The 14437-nt window shown below is 70.4% G+C and carries 13 protein-coding genes; 6 read left to right on the top strand and 7 right to left on the bottom strand.

Annotated elements, in window-relative coordinates; translation table 11 throughout:
* Positions 1-78: 78 nt before the first annotated feature.
* Both trpD and AB0N76_RS15000 read right to left on the bottom strand, forming a co-directional pair.
* On the bottom strand, positions 79-1152 hold the full coding sequence (trpD, locus tag AB0N76_RS15005; protein WP_363557029.1) for an anthranilate phosphoribosyltransferase: 1074 nt from the start codon (positions 1150-1152) through the stop codon (positions 79-81).
* Positions 1153-1286: 134 nt separating this feature from the next.
* Positions 1287-1712 (bottom strand): hypothetical protein, encoded by a 426-nt coding sequence (locus tag AB0N76_RS15000; protein ID WP_363557027.1) that lies wholly within the window; start codon positions 1710-1712, stop codon positions 1287-1289.
* A gap of 395 nt (positions 1713-2107) precedes the next feature.
* On the opposite strand from AB0N76_RS15000, the gene AB0N76_RS14995 reads away from it, so the two are divergent.
* The 5 genes from AB0N76_RS14995 (at position 2108) to AB0N76_RS14975 (ending at position 6978) form a co-directional block, all read left to right on the top strand.
* Complete coding sequence (locus AB0N76_RS14995; protein WP_030301107.1) at positions 2108-2728, top strand: heme-copper oxidase subunit III; 621 nt, start codon at positions 2108-2110, stop codon at positions 2726-2728.
* A gap of 187 nt (positions 2729-2915) precedes the next feature.
* Positions 2916-3725, top strand: a complete 810-nt coding sequence (locus AB0N76_RS14990) for a c-type cytochrome (protein ID WP_363557025.1) — start codon at positions 2916-2918, stop codon at positions 3723-3725.
* Between the two features lie 8 nt (positions 3726-3733).
* Complete coding sequence (locus AB0N76_RS14985; protein ID WP_363557023.1) at positions 3734-4792, top strand: Rieske 2Fe-2S domain-containing protein; 1059 nt, start codon at positions 3734-3736, stop codon at positions 4790-4792.
* Positions 4789-6453, top strand: coding sequence for a ubiquinol-cytochrome c reductase cytochrome b subunit (locus AB0N76_RS14980; RefSeq protein ID WP_363557021.1), 1665 nt, complete (start codon positions 4789-4791; stop codon positions 6451-6453). The genes AB0N76_RS14985 and AB0N76_RS14980 overlap by 4 nt, the downstream gene beginning before the upstream one ends.
* A 141-nt stretch (positions 6454-6594) precedes the next feature.
* Positions 6595-6978 (top strand): GntR family transcriptional regulator, encoded by a 384-nt coding sequence (locus AB0N76_RS14975; RefSeq protein ID WP_363557019.1) that lies wholly within the window; start codon positions 6595-6597, stop codon positions 6976-6978.
* A gap of 19 nt (positions 6979-6997) precedes the next feature.
* Here the strand turns inward: AB0N76_RS14975 and AB0N76_RS14970 are convergent, their stop codons facing one another.
* From AB0N76_RS14970 to coxB, 4 genes are all read right to left on the bottom strand, one after another.
* Positions 6998-8260: an Ig-like domain-containing protein gene (locus AB0N76_RS14970; protein WP_363557017.1), complete on the bottom strand. Its 1263-nt coding sequence runs from the start codon at positions 8258-8260 to the stop codon at positions 6998-7000.
* Positions 8261-8426: 166 nt separating this feature from the next.
* A complete protein-coding gene (locus AB0N76_RS14965; protein ID WP_363557015.1) occupies positions 8427-8843 on the bottom strand; it encodes a cytochrome c oxidase subunit 4 in 417 nt (138 codons plus the stop codon).
* A complete protein-coding gene (gene ctaD / locus AB0N76_RS14960) occupies positions 8843-10528 on the bottom strand; it encodes a cytochrome c oxidase subunit I (RefSeq protein WP_363557114.1) in 1686 nt (561 codons plus the stop codon). Before ctaD ends, AB0N76_RS14965 begins: the two co-directional genes overlap by 1 nt.
* An 86-nt stretch (positions 10529-10614) precedes the next feature.
* Positions 10615-11469 carry a cytochrome c oxidase subunit II gene (gene coxB, locus AB0N76_RS14955; protein WP_363557013.1) on the bottom strand — a complete coding sequence of 285 codons (855 nt, stop codon included), beginning with the start codon at positions 11467-11469 and terminating at the stop codon, positions 10615-10617.
* Between the two features lie 365 nt (positions 11470-11834).
* Between coxB and AB0N76_RS14950 the strand changes: the two genes are divergently transcribed.
* A complete protein-coding gene (locus AB0N76_RS14950; RefSeq protein WP_363557011.1) occupies positions 11835-13274 on the top strand; it encodes an aminotransferase class V-fold PLP-dependent enzyme in 1440 nt (479 codons plus the stop codon).
* 25 nt (positions 13275-13299) lie between these two features.
* Here the strand turns inward: AB0N76_RS14950 and AB0N76_RS14945 are convergent, their stop codons facing one another.
* Positions 13300-14277, bottom strand: coding sequence for a carbohydrate kinase family protein (locus AB0N76_RS14945; protein WP_363557009.1), 978 nt, complete (start codon positions 14275-14277; stop codon positions 13300-13302).
* Positions 14278-14437 lie beyond the last annotated feature (160 nt).

Below are 14437 nucleotides of genomic sequence, written 5' to 3'. Positions count from 1 at the left end.
TCCACATCCCGGACACCCGTGGGACATGCCGAGGGGCCGGCCGGGAGTCCTCCCGTACCGGCCCCAACTGCCGCCCGGCTACCGGGCGGTGGCCTCCGACCAGTGCTTCAGCAGATCGCGCGCGGCGCCCGAGTCGATCGCCGCGGCGGTCCGCCGCATGGCCGATCCGAGCTGCTCGGCGAGCGGCGCGTCGGTCAGGTCGAGCGCCACCAGCGCCGCCGCCGAGTTCAGCAGCACCGCGTCCCGGACCGGCCCCTGCTCGCCGGCCAGCACCCGGCGGGCGACCTCCGCGTTGTACGACGGGTCGCCGCCGCGCAGCGCCTCGATGCCGACCGGCTCGATGCCGACCTCGCGCGGGTCGAAGGAGGCCTCGGTGACGGCGCCGTCCCGGACGATCCACACCCGCGAGGTGGTGGTGATGGTGAGCTCGTCCAGCCCGTCGTCGCCCCGGAAGACCAGCGCGGAGGCGCCGCGCCGGGCCAGCACGCCGGCGATCAGCCCGGCGAGCCGGGTGTCGAAGCAGCCGATCGCGTGCGCCGTCACCCGGGCCGGGTTGGTGAGCGGCCCGAGGATGTTGAACGCGGTGGGCACGCCGAGGTCGCGCCGGGCCGGCGCGGCGTGCCGCATCGACGGGTGGAAGGTGGCCGCGAAGCAGAAGGTGAGCCCGACCTCCTCGGCGACCTCGGCGACCCGGCGCGGCCGGAGGTCCAGCCGGATGCCCAGCCGCTCCAGCACGTCCGAGGAGCCGCTGGCCGAGGAGGCGGCCCGGTTCCCGTGCTTGACCACCTTGGCGCCGGCCGCCGCCGCGACGATCGCCGACATGGTGGAGATGTTGACGGTCTTGGCCCGGTCGCCGCCGGTGCCGACGATGTCCACCGCCGGGCCGGGGATGTCCAGCGGCTCGGCGTGCGCGTACATCGAGTCGACCAGGCCGGAGATCTCGTCGACCGTCTCGCCCTTGGCCCGCAGCGCCACCATGAAGCCGGCCACCTGCACCGGGGAGGCCTCGCCGCTCATGATCCGGTCCATCGCCCAGGCGGTGGCCGAACGGTCCAGGTCCTCCCCCCGCAGCAGCGCCGACAGGATGTCCGGCCAGGTGCGGACCACCTGCGCGGGGTCGCTACCGCCGTTCGCAGGGTGCACGTTCACCATGGCTGACTCCAGCTCTCGTTCCCCGGCGCGCGGGGATGGACCGTAGGGACGGAGTCAGCCTATCGAGCGGCGGGGCCCCGGGGCTCGGCCGTTCGTCCTTCTTCTCTTGTGGTGAGACAGCTGCGGTAGGCCGGCTACCGGGCGACCGGCGCCCGCTTGGCCAGCCGGCCCCGCAGCAGCGTGGCACCGGCCTCGGCCAGCGCCACCGGGTCCACCGGCTGGGAGATCGCCGCGTCGGCCCGGCTCCAGGCGGCCAGCCAGGAGTCCTGCGGCCGGCCGATCAGCACCAGCACCGGCGGGCAGCCGTAGATCTCGTCCTTCAGTTGCCGGGCGAGCCCGAGCCCGCCGGCCGGCACCGCCTCGCCGTCCAGCACGCAGAGGTCGACGCCGCCCTTCTCCAGCGCCTTGAGCACCGCGGGGGTGGTCGCGCACTCCAGGTAGGTCAGCTCCGGCAGATCCTCCGCGGGCCGCCGCCCGAGCCCGGTCAGCACCTGTTCCCGGGTGGTGCGGTCGTGGCTGTAGACGAGAACGGTCAGCGTCTCGTCGGTCGTGTACGCCATGGGCCCTGCTCCCTCAACTGTGATCCGGACCACGTTCGCCTGTCTCCGGATGCTACTCCCGATCACCCACCGCCGAGCCCCATCCCGCGTGATCCTTCTCAAGCCGCCGCGCCCGCGACTGGTCCGGGCGGAGGACAGCGCGTCACCCCCGCCCGCACGGTCCACCCGTACGGCGGACGGACGGCCCGTCCCCTTACTACCGACGGCCCCCGCAGGGGTGACAGGACACGCCGGAAAGGGCCCTGAACGGGCCTTCGAGGAACCGTCAGAAAAGGGACACGCCGCTGCTCAGCACCGGTCCGGACGGCTCGTCGGCCGTCAGGGGGGCATACCGCACGCACCGGACACTCCGAGGGAGACCCCCCGACGTGAAGACGGAATAAGGGACCGACATAATGTCCGTCGTGGCGACAGCAACAGCAGTAGAAACCGGGCACGCGCACGGATCGGTCAACCGGCCGAACATGGTCAGCGTCGGAACGATCGTCTGGCTCAGTTCCGAGTTGATGTTCTTCGCGGCCCTCTTCGCGATGTACTTCACGCTCCGCTCCGTCAAGGGGCCGGAGTTCTGGACCGAGAAGGCGCACGCCCTGAACGTGCCCTTCTCCTCGGTCAACACCACGATCCTGGTGCTCTCCTCGCTCACCTGCCAGCTCGGCGTGTTCGCGGCCGAGCGCGGGGACGTGAAGAAGCTCCGCTCGTGGTTCGTCATCACCTTCGTGATGGGCGCGATCTTCATCGGCGGCCAGATCTTCGAGTACACCGAGCTGGTCAAGAAGGACGGCCTCTCGCTGTCCTCCGACCCGTACGGCACGGTGTTCTACCTGACCACCGGCTTCCACGGTCTGCACGTGACGGGTGGTCTGATCGCCTTCCTGCTGGTCCTCGGACGGACGTACGCAGCCAAGCGCTTCACGCACGAGCAGGCCACCGCCGCGATCGTGGTGTCGTACTACTGGCACTTCGTCGATGTCGTGTGGATCGGCCTGTTCGCGACCATCTACCTGATCAAGTAACCAGCTGATCAGGTCGCTGGCCACCGGCCTCGGGTCCCGCCCTCACCGGCGACGGCCCGATTTCGCCGGTGGCGACGCTCCCACCGACCGACCGCGCGCGCAGCCCTAGACAGGCAGCCTCGTGCCGGCCAGACCGGCCGCCGGGTGCACCCACCAGTCGACCAGATCCTGACACCGGGGTTATTCCGTGAAAAAGCTCTCCGCACGACGGCGCCACCCACTGGCGGCGCTGGTCGTCCTACTTCTCGCCCTGGCGGCAACCGGGGGGCTGTACGCCGCGTTCGCGCCCGCCGACAAGGCGCAGGCCGACGTCGCCGCGCAGTCGCTCGCGATCGATGAGGGCAAGAAGCTCTTCGCCGTGGGCTGCTCCTCCTGCCACGGCCTGAACGGCCAGGGCTCCAGCGACGGCCCGAGCCTCGTCGGCGTCGGTGCCGCCGCGGTGGACTTCCAGGTGGGCACCGGCCGCATGCCGGCCCAGCAGCCCGGCGCCCAGGTGCCGCGCAAGAAGAACATCTACTCGCAGGCGGAGATCGACCAGCTCGCCGCCTTCGTCGCCTCGCTCGGCCCCGGTCCGGTGACGCCGACCGAGGAGCAGTACACCTCGACCAACCCCGAGGACCTGTCCAAGGGTGGCGAGCTGTTCCGCACCAACTGCGCCCAGTGCCACAACTTCGCCGGCCAGGGCGGTGCCCTGACCCAGGGCAAGTACGCCCCGTCGCTGGAGGGCGTGGACGCCAAGCACATCTACGAGGCCATGCAGACCGGCCCGCAGAACATGCCGTCGTTCCCGGACAGCATCATGCCCGAGGAGCAGAAGAAGCAGATCGTGGCCTTCGTTCGCCACACCACCAACGATGAGCCGAACCCCGGTGGTCTCACGCTCGGCAGCCTCGGTCCGGTGACCGAGGGTCTGTTCGGCTGGATCTTCGGTCTCGGCGCGCTCATCGCGGTCGCGATCTGGGTCGCCGCCCACACCACCAAGGCCAAGAAGTCATGAGCCAGGACATGTCAGAAGAGAAGCTCCCGGAGTCGCACGGCTCCGCCGGGCACCACGAGGCGGCCGTCCACGACGACCCCTTCGCCGACCCCGGCCTGCCGGCCCACCAGCCGCGCCGCACCGACATCGACGAGAAGGCCGCCAAGCGGGCCGAGCGTCAGGTGTCGCTGATGTTCGTCGTGTCGATGATCGCCACCGTGGGCTTCATCGCCTCGTACGTGGCCATCGACCCGGACAAGATCGTCTACGTCTTCCCGCTGGGCCACATCAGCGCGCTGAACTTCGCCCTGGGCATGACCCTCGGCGTGGCGCTGTTCCTGATCGGCGCGGGCGCGGTCCACTGGGCCCGCACCCTGATGTCGGACCACGAGATCCCGGCCGAGCGTCACCCGATCGAGGCCGACGACGAGGTCCGCAACGACGTCATCGAGCAGTTCAAGACCGGTGCCGCGGAGTCCGGCTTCGGCCGTCGCAAGATGATCCGCAACACCCTCATCGGTTCGATGGCGCTGGTCCCGCTCTCCGGCGTGGTGCTGCTGCGCGACCTGGGCCCGCTGCCCGAGGACAAGCTGGAGCACACCGGCTGGCTCGAGGCCACCGACGCCAAGCCGCTGCAGCTGATCAACATGAACACGAATCAGCCGATGAAGGCTGAGGACATCATCCAGGGCTCGCTCACCTTCGCGATGCCCGAGGGCCTGCACACGCACGACGAGGACTTCCAGCAGCGGATCGCCAAGGACGCCCTGATGCTCGTGCGGATCGCGCCCGAGGACATCAAGGACGAGCGGTCCAAGGAGAAGGGCTTCGAGGGCATCCTCGCCTACTCCAAGATCTGCACCCACGTCGGCTGCCCGATCAGCCTCTACGAGCAGCAGACCCACCACGCGCTCTGCCCCTGCCACCAGTCGACCTTCGACCTGGCGGACGGCGCGCGCGTCATCTTCGGCCCGGCCGGCCACCCCCTGCCGCAGCTGAAGATCACCACTGACGAGAAGGGCTTCCTGGTCGCCCACGGCGACTTCGACGAGCCCGTCGGCCCGAGCTACTGGGAGCGTGCTCGATGAGTAGCGCGAGCAGCACCACCTCCGGTGCCGCCAAGCCCGCCAGCAGCACGCGCGCCAAGCCCGCGAACAAGTGGGAAGCCGCAGCTGACTGGACGGACGGCCGGCTGGGGATCTACTCCCTCGCCCGGGCGAACCTCCGCAAGATCTTCCCGGACCACTGGTCCTTCATGCTCGGTGAGATCTGCCTCTACACCTTCATCATCATCATCCTGACCGGCGTCTACCTGACGCTGTTCTTCAAGCCCTCGATGGGCGAGGTCATCTACGACGGGTCGTACGTCCCGCTCAAGGGCATCCCGATGTCCGAGGCGTACGCGTCGACGGTCGACATCAGCTTCGAGGTGCGCGGCGGTCTGCTGGTCCGCCAGATCCACCACTGGGCCGCCCTGGTCTTCGTCGCGGCGATGCTCGTGCACATGCTGCGCGTCTTCTTCACCGGCGCGTTCCGCAAGCCGCGCGAGATCAACTGGGTCTTCGGCTTCCTGCTGCTGGTCCTGGGCATGTTCGACGGCTTCTTCGGCTACTCGCTGCCGGACGACCTGCTGTCCGGCACCGGTATCCGGTTCATGGAGGGCGCCATCCTGGCGGCCCCGCTGATCGGCACCTACGTCCAGATGTTCCTGTTCGGCGGCGAGTTCCCCGGCCACGAGATCGTGCCGCGGTTCTTCACCATCCACGTGCTGCTGATCCCGGGCATCATGGTCGGCCTCCTGGTCGCCCACCTGATCCTGGTCTTCTACCACAAGCACACCCAGTGGGCCGGGCCGGGCAAGACCGAGAAGAACGTCGTCGGCATGCCGCTGATGCCGGTCTACATGGCCAAGGCCGGTGGCTTCTTCTTCCTGGTGTTCGGCCTCATCGCCGTCATCTCGGCGATCGCCACCATCAACCCGATCTGGGCGTACGGCCCGTACCGCCCCGACCAGGTGTCCACGGACGCCCAGCCGGACTGGTACATGGGCTTCTCCGAGGGGCTCGTCCGCATCATGCCGGGCTGGGAGATCAGCATGTGGGGCCACACCCTGAACATGGGTGTGATCGTCCCGCTGATGATCGTCTTCCCGCTGGTGCTGGTCTCGATCGCCCTCTACCCCTTCATCGAGGGCTGGATCACCGGCGACAAGCGCGAGCACCACATCCTGGACCGCCCGCGCAACGCCCCGGTCCGCACCGCGCTCGGCGCGGCCTGGATCAGCCTGTACCTGATCCTGCTGGTGGCCGGTGGCAACGACCTGTTCGCCACCCACCTGCACCTGTCGCTGAACGCGGTCACCTACTTCGTCCGCGTGGGCATGTTCGTGGTCCCGGTCATCGTCTTCATCATCACCAAGCGCTGGTGCCTCGGCCTCCAGCGCCGTGACAAGGAGAAGGTGCTGCACGGCCGCGAGACCGGCGTCATCAAGCGCCTGCCGCACGGCGAGTTCATCGAGGTGCACGCCCAGCTGCCGCAGAAGGACCTGCACACGCTCACCGCGCACGAGCAGATCCAGCCGTTCGAGCTGGCCGCCGAGACGGACGAGAACGGCGTGGCCCGCAAGGCCGGCGTCCTCACCCGCACCCGGGCCAAGCTCTCCCGCGGCTTCTACGGCGAGGGCAGCCAGATCCCCAAGCCGACCTCCGAGGAGCACCACGAGATCAGCAGCGGCCACGGCCACCACTGATCCCGTACGACCCCCGCGTCGCCACCCGAGGGCCGCTGACCAGTTCTTCTGGTCGGCGGCCCTCGGGCTTTCCCGCCACCGAACACCCGGCACCGAACACCCGGCACCGAACACCCGTCACCGAACCCGCAGGAGCCCGCCGTGCAGCTGTCCGTCGACCAGGCGTCGAGCACTCCCCCGTACGAGCAGATCCGCGCCCAGATCGCCGACCGGGCCCGCAGCGGCGAGCTGGCCACCGGCCTGCGGCTGCCCACCGTCCGGGCGCTGGCCGAGCAGCTCGGGCTGGCCGCCGGGACCGTCGCCCGCGCCTACCGGGAGCTGGAGGCGGACGGGGTGGTGGAGACGCACGGCCGGCGCGGCACGCTGATCGCCGCGGTCGGCGACTCCGCCCACCGGCTGGCCGCGGCGGCGGCCGCCGAGTACGCCGAGCGGGCCAGTCGGCTCGGGCTGCCGCTCGCGGACGCCCTGGCCGCCGTGGACGGCGCGCTGCGGGTCGCCTACCGGGAGCCCGGCCGGGAGGGCTGAGCGGGCCGCAGGGGGCCCGTCAGAGCTGCGGGGCGATCATCCCGGTGGCCGGGGCCCGGGTGGCCGGGGCGGTGGTGCTGACGGGCTGTCCGAGGGCGCTGTGCTTGACCCAGTCGCCCCAGCCGACGTTCCAGTCCCCGAAGCCGTTGCCGAACGGCTCCATGCCCTTGCCGAGGCTGTTCACCACCGTCACCAGGTCCCCCACCCTGGTGTTCTGGTAGAACCAGTGGGCGTTCTCGGTGCTCATCCCGGTACAGCCGTGGCTGACGTTCTCGATCCCCTGGGAGCCCACCGACCAGGGCGCGGCGTGCACGTACTCGCCGCTCCAGGTGACCCGGGTGGCCCACTCGACGTCCAGGTCGTACGAGTCCTCGGTGCCGGCCGCTATGCCGATCGTCTCGCCGTTCATCCGGACCTTGCGCTCCTGGCCCAGCACCACCTTGACCCCGTTGCGGGTGTCGAAGCCGGGCCGGCCGGTGGTGACCGGGATGGTCCGCAGCACCCGGCCGTCGCGCTTGACGGTCAGCTGGTGCGCGGCGGCGTCCACCACCGTCTCGACCCGCTCGCCGATCCGCAGCGCCAGGGCGGCCCGGTCGCCGCCGTAGAGGCCGTCCGAGATCCGGCTGCCGGTGGCCTCGAAGGCCAGGCCGACGGTGGTCCCGGCGGGCCAGTACTCCTCCGGGCGGAAGTGCAGGTTCTTGTCGTCCACCCAGTACCAGGCGCCGGTCACGGCGGGCTGCGAGGTGACGGTCAGTCCGCGCTCCACCTCCTGGCGGGCCTGCGGGTCCTTGACCGCCTCGGAGAGCTGGACGGTGAGCGGCTGGCCCACGCCGTAGAGGCCGGTGCCGGAGGAGTCCGGGCCGAGCTTGGCGGTCAGCAGCCGCTGGGCGGCGAGCGTGGAGAAGCCCGCGGTGGTCTCGCCGCGGCCGCCCTTGCCGTCGTCGGCGGCGATCCGGACGGTGTACGCGGTGGCGGCCTTGAGCCGCCCGGTGGTCTGCCAGCTGCGCTGGTCGTCGGCGAGCTTCCCGGCGACCACCCGCCCGTCCGGGCCGACCACCGTGACGTCGGTGAGCAGGCTGCCCGGCTCGGCGGTCACCGTGACCGGCTGGGAGGGGTCGACCCGTTCGCTGGCGGAGAGGTGGACCAGCCGCGCGGCGTCGACCTTCCGGACGGCCTCGGCGACCTCCTCCCCCGCCCCGGACGTGCAGCCGCCCAGCGGGGCCAGCACTGCGAGGGCCAGCGTGATGCCGCCGAGACCCGCGATACCGCGCCTGTCGGCCATGACCGCCTCCGAGGGTTTCGCACGATTGCTCAGATCGTAGGAACCGCCGGCCGGGGGCGACACCCGAACGGGCCCCGGTTGCGCCGCCGGGGTGAGGGCCTCACTCCGGGGACGCAACAGGGCCGGGCATCCCGTGCGGGATGCCCGGCCCTGTGGGAGAGAGCCCTTACTGGTTCTGGTTCTCGCCCCGGTAGAACTCGAAGACCCAGCCGAAGAGGCCGATCAGGATCACCGGCAGCGACCAGAACATCAGCCACCAGCCGAAGATCACGCCCAGGAACGCGAGCGCGCCACCGAGCGCCAGCGAGAGCGGCTGCCAGCTGTGCGGGGCGAAGAAGCCCAGCTCGCCGGAGTCGTCCGCGACCTCGGCCTCGGGGTTGTCACCCGCGCCGCTGTCCACCCGGCGGGCGGTGAAGGCGAGGTAGTACCCGATGAAGGCGCACAGCGAGAAGGCGAGGAACAGCGCGGTGGTACCGGCGGCCTCGATGCCGTGCTCGGAGCTGTTGGTCCACAGGCCGTAGGTGATGGCCATGGCCAGCACGAAGACCGAAAGGCCCAGGAAGATCTTGCCCTGTTCCTTCATCAGGCGTCGCCTTCCTTCTTGCCCTTGCCGAGCTGCGGGGCGTCGTACTTCGCCGGGGTCACACCCGCGAGGTGCTTGGCCGGCTCACCGTGGTTCTCCAGGTAGTCCAGCGCGGCGATCTCCGGGTAGTGGAGGTCGAAGGCCGGGGATTCGGAGCGGATCCGGGGCAGCGTGAGGAAGTTGTGCCGCGGCGGCGGGCAGGAGGTCGCCCACTCCAGCGAACGGCCGTAGCCCCACGGGTCGTCGACCTCGACCTTCTCCCCGTACTTGGCGGTCTTCCAGACGTTGTAGAGGAACGGCAGGATCGACAGGCCGAGCAGGAACGAACCGATGGTCGAGACGGTGTTCAGGGTGGTGAAACCGTCGGCGGCCAGGTAGTCGGCGTAGCGGCGGGGCATGCCCTCCGCGCCGAGCCAGTGCTGCACCAGGAAGGTCGCGTGGAAGCCGATGAACAGCGTCCAGAAGGTGATCTTGCCGAGGCGCTCGTCCAGCATCTTGCCGGTCATCTTCGGCCACCAGAAGTGGAAGCCGGCGAACATCGCGAAGACGACGGTGCCGAAGACCACGTAGTGGAAGTGGGCGACGACGAAGTACGAGTCCGAGACGTGGAAGTCGATCGGCGGGGAGGCCAGCAGGACACCGGTCAGACCACCGAAGAGGAAGGTGACCAGGAAGCCGACGGTCCAGAGCATCGGGGTCTCGAAGCTCAGCGAGCCCTTCCACATGGTGCCGACCCAGTTGAAGAACTTCACACCGGTCGGGACCGCGATCAGGAAGGTCATGAAGGAGAAGAACGGCAGCAGCACTTGTCCGGTGACGTACATGTGGTGCGCCCACACCGTCACGGACAGACCGGCGATCGCGATGGTGGCCGCGATCAGGCCGGAGTAGCCGAACATCGGCTTGCGGCTGAAGACCGGGATGATCTCCGACACGATGCCGAAGAACGGCAGCGCGATGATGTACACCTCGGGGTGGCCGAAGAACCAGAACAGGTGCTGCCAGAGCAGCGCCCCGCCGTTGGCCGGGTCGAAGACGTGCGCCCCGAACTTGCGGTCCGCCTCCAGGGCGAACAGCGCGGCGGCCAGGACCGGGAAGGCCAGCAGGACCAGCACGGCGGTCAGCAGGACGTTCCAGACGAAGATCGACATCCGGAACATCGTCATGCCGGGCGCGCGCATGCAGATGATCGTGGTGATGAAGTTGACCGCACCGAGGATGGTGCCGAAGCCCGAGAAGGCCAGACCCATGATCCACATGTCGGCGCCGATGCCCGGCGAGCGGACCGCGTCCGACAGCGGCGCGTAGGCGAACCAGCCGAAGTCGGCGGCGCCCTGCGGGGTGAGGAAGCCGGCCACCGCGATCAGCGAGCCGAACAGGTACAGCCAGTAGGCGAACATGTTCAGACGCGGGAACGCGACGTCCGGGGCGCCGATCTGCAGCGGCATGATCCAGTTCGCGAAACCGGCGAACAGTGGCGTCGCGAACATCAGCAGCATGATCGTGCCGTGCATCGTGAACGCCTGGTTGAACTGCTCGTTCGACAGGATCTGGGTCCCGGGACGAGCCAGCTCGGCGCGCATGACCAGCGCCAGGATGCCGCCGATCAGGAAGAACGCGAACGACGTGCCCAGGTACAGCGTGCCGATCGTCTTGTGGTCAGTGGTGGTCAGCCACTTGATGATGGTGGAACCCGGCTTGCGGGTCCGCTGCGCCCCGACCGTGACGGCCCCGGCGCCCCCGCCGGCCGCGGCGGGCTCGTTGAGGATGGTCACTTCTCTTCACTTCCCATGGTCGTGATGCCGGAGGGCACCGCGCCGGTCTGGCCCTTGGCCCGCAGGTCCGCCAGGTGCTTGTCGTAGTCGACGCGGTCGACGACCTTCACCTTGAACAGCATGCGCGAGTGGTCGACGCCGCAGAGCTCGGCGCACTTGCCGTCGTACTCGCCCTTGACGGTCGGGGTGACCTCGAACTTGTTGACCACGCCCGGCACGACGTCCATCTTCATCATGAAGTTGATGGGCCAGAAGTCGTGGATGACGTCACGAGAGGTGAGGCGGAACTGCACCGTCTCGTTGACCGGCAGCCAGAGCGTCGGCAGCTCCTTGGGGGTGCCGACCTCGTACGCGGCCTCCTTGTTGGCCGGGTCCGGGTTCTCAGTGTTCTCGTAGTTGAACGCCCAGCTCCACTGGAAGCCCACCACGTTGACGGTGTGCTGCGGCTTCTCGGAGACGGCGATCAGCTTCGACTCGTCGCGGGCGACGAAGTAGAAGAGGACCGAGACGATGATGATCGGGACCGCGGTGTAGAGCGCCTCGATGGGCACGTTGTACCGGGTCTGCGGGGGGACCTGCACACCGGTGCGGCTGCGCCGGTGGAAGATCACGCTCCAGATGATCAGACCCCACATCAGTACGCCGACCACCAGCGCCGCGATCCAGGAGCCCTGCCACATCTGGAGGACCATGGGCCCTTCCTTGGTGACGGGGCTCGGGAGGCCAAGCCTGGGGAGGTCGTTGGCCGAGCAGCCGGTGGCGGTCGCGATGACGAGGCCCAGTGCCAGCGCCTGAGGCAGCTTCCGCCGCATCGTGCGCCGCGGCGAGCGGTCGGAGCCGTTGGGACTCACGTAGCGCCTTCCCGAAGTCTCGCCCGCCTTCGCGTCGCCCCGGGGAGGCTTTCCCTCCCCGGCGACCCGTCCACGGGCACGGTTTGAATGCTTATGCGGGCCAAACCCTACTCCAGCCTTATGCGCTGCTGACGGGCAGGTCCCGGTAACGCGCCGCCCGGACACCCGATCAGGCCCGGCAGGGGCTGCGCCGCAGGTCATCCTAGGCATTCGGGGTCCTTACGCCCGATCGGGGGATGACCTCGAACAACGCACGTGACGGCTCGTCGGGTGTGGACGATTCGGACATTCGGGGTGATCGACTGACGGGTGGTGAGCCCCGGGGATCCCCCGGAAAGCACCCGGGAGTGTCGTTAAATGTGACCGTGTACTTCGACGTGGCCTCCACCGCACCGCTCCACCCCGTCGCGCGGCAGGCGCTGACCGCCGCGCTCGACGAGGGCTGGGCCGACCCCGCCCGGCTCTACCGCTCCGGCCGGCAGGCCCGGATGCTGCTCGACGCCGCCCGCGAGACCGTCGCCGGCGTGCTCGGCTGCCGGGCCGACGAGATCGCCTTCACCGCCAGCGGGACCCAGGCCGTCCAGCTCGGCGTGCTGGGCGCGCTGGCCGGCAACCGGCGGCGCGGGGGGCACCTGGTGCACTCCGCCGTCGAGCACTCCAGCGTGCTGCACACCGCCGAGCGGCACGAGGCCGCCGGCGGGGAGGTCACCGCGGTGCCGGTGGACCGGCACGGCCGGGTCGACCCGGGGGCGTTCGCGGCGGCGCTGCGGCCGGACACCGCGCTCGCCGTCCTGCAGTCCGCCAACCACGAGGTGGGCACGGTGCAGCCGGTCGCCGAGGTGGCCGGCGCGCTCGCCGACGTGCCGCTGCTGGTGGACGCCGCGCAGAGCGCCGGCCGGGTGGACGTGCCGGCCGGCTGGTCGCTGCTGACCGCGAGCGCGCACAAGTGGGGCGGGCCGGCCGGGGTCGGGGTGCTCGCGGTCCGCAAGGGCGTCCGGTACTCCTCGCCGCTGCCCGCCGACGAGCGCGAGGGCGGCCGGGTGCCGGGCTTCGTCAACGTGCCGGCGATCGTGGCGGCCGCCGCCTCGCTGCGGGCGGTCCGGGCCGAGGCCGAGCGGGAGAACGCCCGGCTGCACGAGCTGGTCGAACGGATCCGGGCCCGGGTGCCGCGGCTGGTGCCGGAGGTCGAGGTGGTCGGCGACCCGGTGCGGCGGCTGCCGCACATCGTCACCTTCTCCTGCCTGTACGTGGACGGCGAGGTGCTGCTGACCGAGCTGGACCGGGCCGGCTTCGCGGTCTCCTCCGGCTCCTCCTGCACCTCGTCGACGCTGACCCCGAGCCACGTGCTGGCGGCGATGGGGGTGCTCACCGAGGGGAACGTCCGGGTCTCGCTGCCGTTCGGCACCGCCGAGGCGGACGTCGAGCGCTTCCTGACCGTGCTCCCGGACCTGGTGGCCGGCGTCCGCGCCCCGCTGGGGCTGGACCTCGCGGTGACGCCGGAGCCGGTGGGGGCGGCCCCGCCCCGAGGCGCCGGGTCCGAGCGCCCGGAGGCGAGCGGGCGAGTCACAGCGCTCGTCATCGACGCGCTCGGCAAGCGGTGTCCGCTGCCGGTGATCGAGTTGGCGAAGCGGATCGGTGAGGTGCCGGTGGGCGGGACGATCGCGGTGCTGGCCGACGACGAGGCGGCCCGGCTGGACGTGCCGGCCTGGTGCGGGATGCGCGAGCAGGAGTACCTGGGCGAGGCCCCGGCCGCCGCGTACGGCGGCGACCGGGGAGCGGCCTACCTGGTGCGCCGGGTCGGCTGACCGGGCGCACCGCCGAGCGGGCCGGTCAGTTGACCAGGCGGGCCCGGATGTCGGCGCCGGCGTCCGCGCCGTAGGCGGCGACGAAGCGCTGCAGGAAGTCGTGCGGGCGCAGCTCGTACTCCTGGGTGCCGACGGTCTCGATCACCAGGGTGGCGAGCATGCAGCCGAGCTGGGCGGCGCGCTCCAGCTCCAGGTCCCAGGAGAGGCCGGCCAGGAAGCCCGCGCGGAAGGCGTCGCCGACGCCGGTCGGGTCGGCCTTGGTGGCCTCGGGGGCGCAGCCGACCACGATCGGGGCCTCGCCCTTGCGGTCGATCCGGACGCCCTTGCTGCCCAGGGTGGTGACCCGGGTGCCGACCCGGGTGAGGATCTCGTCCGCGTCCCAGCCGGTCTTGGACTCGATCAGCGCGGCCTCGTACTCGTTGGTGAAGAGGTACGCGGCGCCGTCGACGATCTGGCGGATGTCGTGGCCGTCGAGGCGGGCCAGCTGCTGCGACGGGTCGGCGGCGAAGGCGAAGCCGCGGGTGCGGCACTCCTGGGTGTGCCGCACCATCGCCTGCGGGTCGTCGGCGCCGATCAGCACCAGGTCCAGGCCGCCGACGCGGTCGGCGATCGGCTTGAGCTCGATGTTGCGGGCCTCGGCCATCGCGCCGGTGTAGAACGAGGCGATCTGGTTGTGGTCCTCGTCCGTGGTGCACATGAAGCGCGCGGTGTGCCGGGTCTCGGAGATGTGGACCGACTGGCAGTCCACGTTGTTGCGCTCCAGCCAGCTGCGGTACTCGGAGAAGTCCGCGCCGGCCGCGCCGACCAGGATCGGGCGCAGTCCGAGGACGCCCATGCCGAACGCGATGTTCGGCGCGACACCGCCGCGGCGGATGTCCAGGGTGTCGACCAGGAAGGACAGCGACACGGTGTGCAGCTGCTCGGCGACGAGCTGGTCGGCGAACCGGCCCGGGAAGGTCATCAGGTGGTCGGTCGCGATCGAGCCGGCGACGGCGATACGCACGGGGGTCTCCTCAGGATGGCAGCGGGGCCATGGGGGAACGGCAGGGTGGAACCCAGCAACGGTACCCGGCGGGCCCGGGGAGCCAGCAAGAGCGCAGGTGCTGACACCGGTCGTCCCCGAACGTGTACTACCCCGGGGTAGCTCTGGTGGGGTACGGGCG

This window comes from Kitasatospora sp. NPDC093806 (assembly GCF_040683335.1).
Lineage (GTDB): Bacteria > Actinomycetota > Actinomycetes > Streptomycetales > Streptomycetaceae > Kitasatospora.
This window is presented reverse-complemented; position numbering and strand designations above follow the sequence as displayed.

Coding starts and splice junctions, on each gene's coding strand:
- AB0N76_RS14965 (WP_363557015.1), bottom strand. CDS start 8,843: ATGAAGGAACAGGGCAAGATCTTCCTGGGCCTTTCGGTCTTCGTGCTG.
- AB0N76_RS15000 (WP_363557027.1), bottom strand. CDS start 1,712: ATGGCGTACACGACCGACGAGACGCTGACCGTTCTCGTCTACAGCCAC.
- trpD (WP_363557029.1), bottom strand. CDS start 1,152: ATGGTGAACGTGCACCCTGCGAACGGCGGTAGCGACCCCGCGCAGGTG.
- AB0N76_RS14995 (WP_030301107.1), top strand. CDS start 2,108: ATGTCCGTCGTGGCGACAGCAACAGCAGTAGAAACCGGGCACGCGCAC.
- AB0N76_RS14980 (WP_363557021.1), top strand. CDS start 4,789: ATGAGTAGCGCGAGCAGCACCACCTCCGGTGCCGCCAAGCCCGCCAGC.
- AB0N76_RS14985 (WP_363557023.1), top strand. CDS start 3,734: ATGTCAGAAGAGAAGCTCCCGGAGTCGCACGGCTCCGCCGGGCACCAC.
- AB0N76_RS14970 (WP_363557017.1), bottom strand. CDS start 8,260: ATGGCCGACAGGCGCGGTATCGCGGGTCTCGGCGGCATCACGCTGGCC.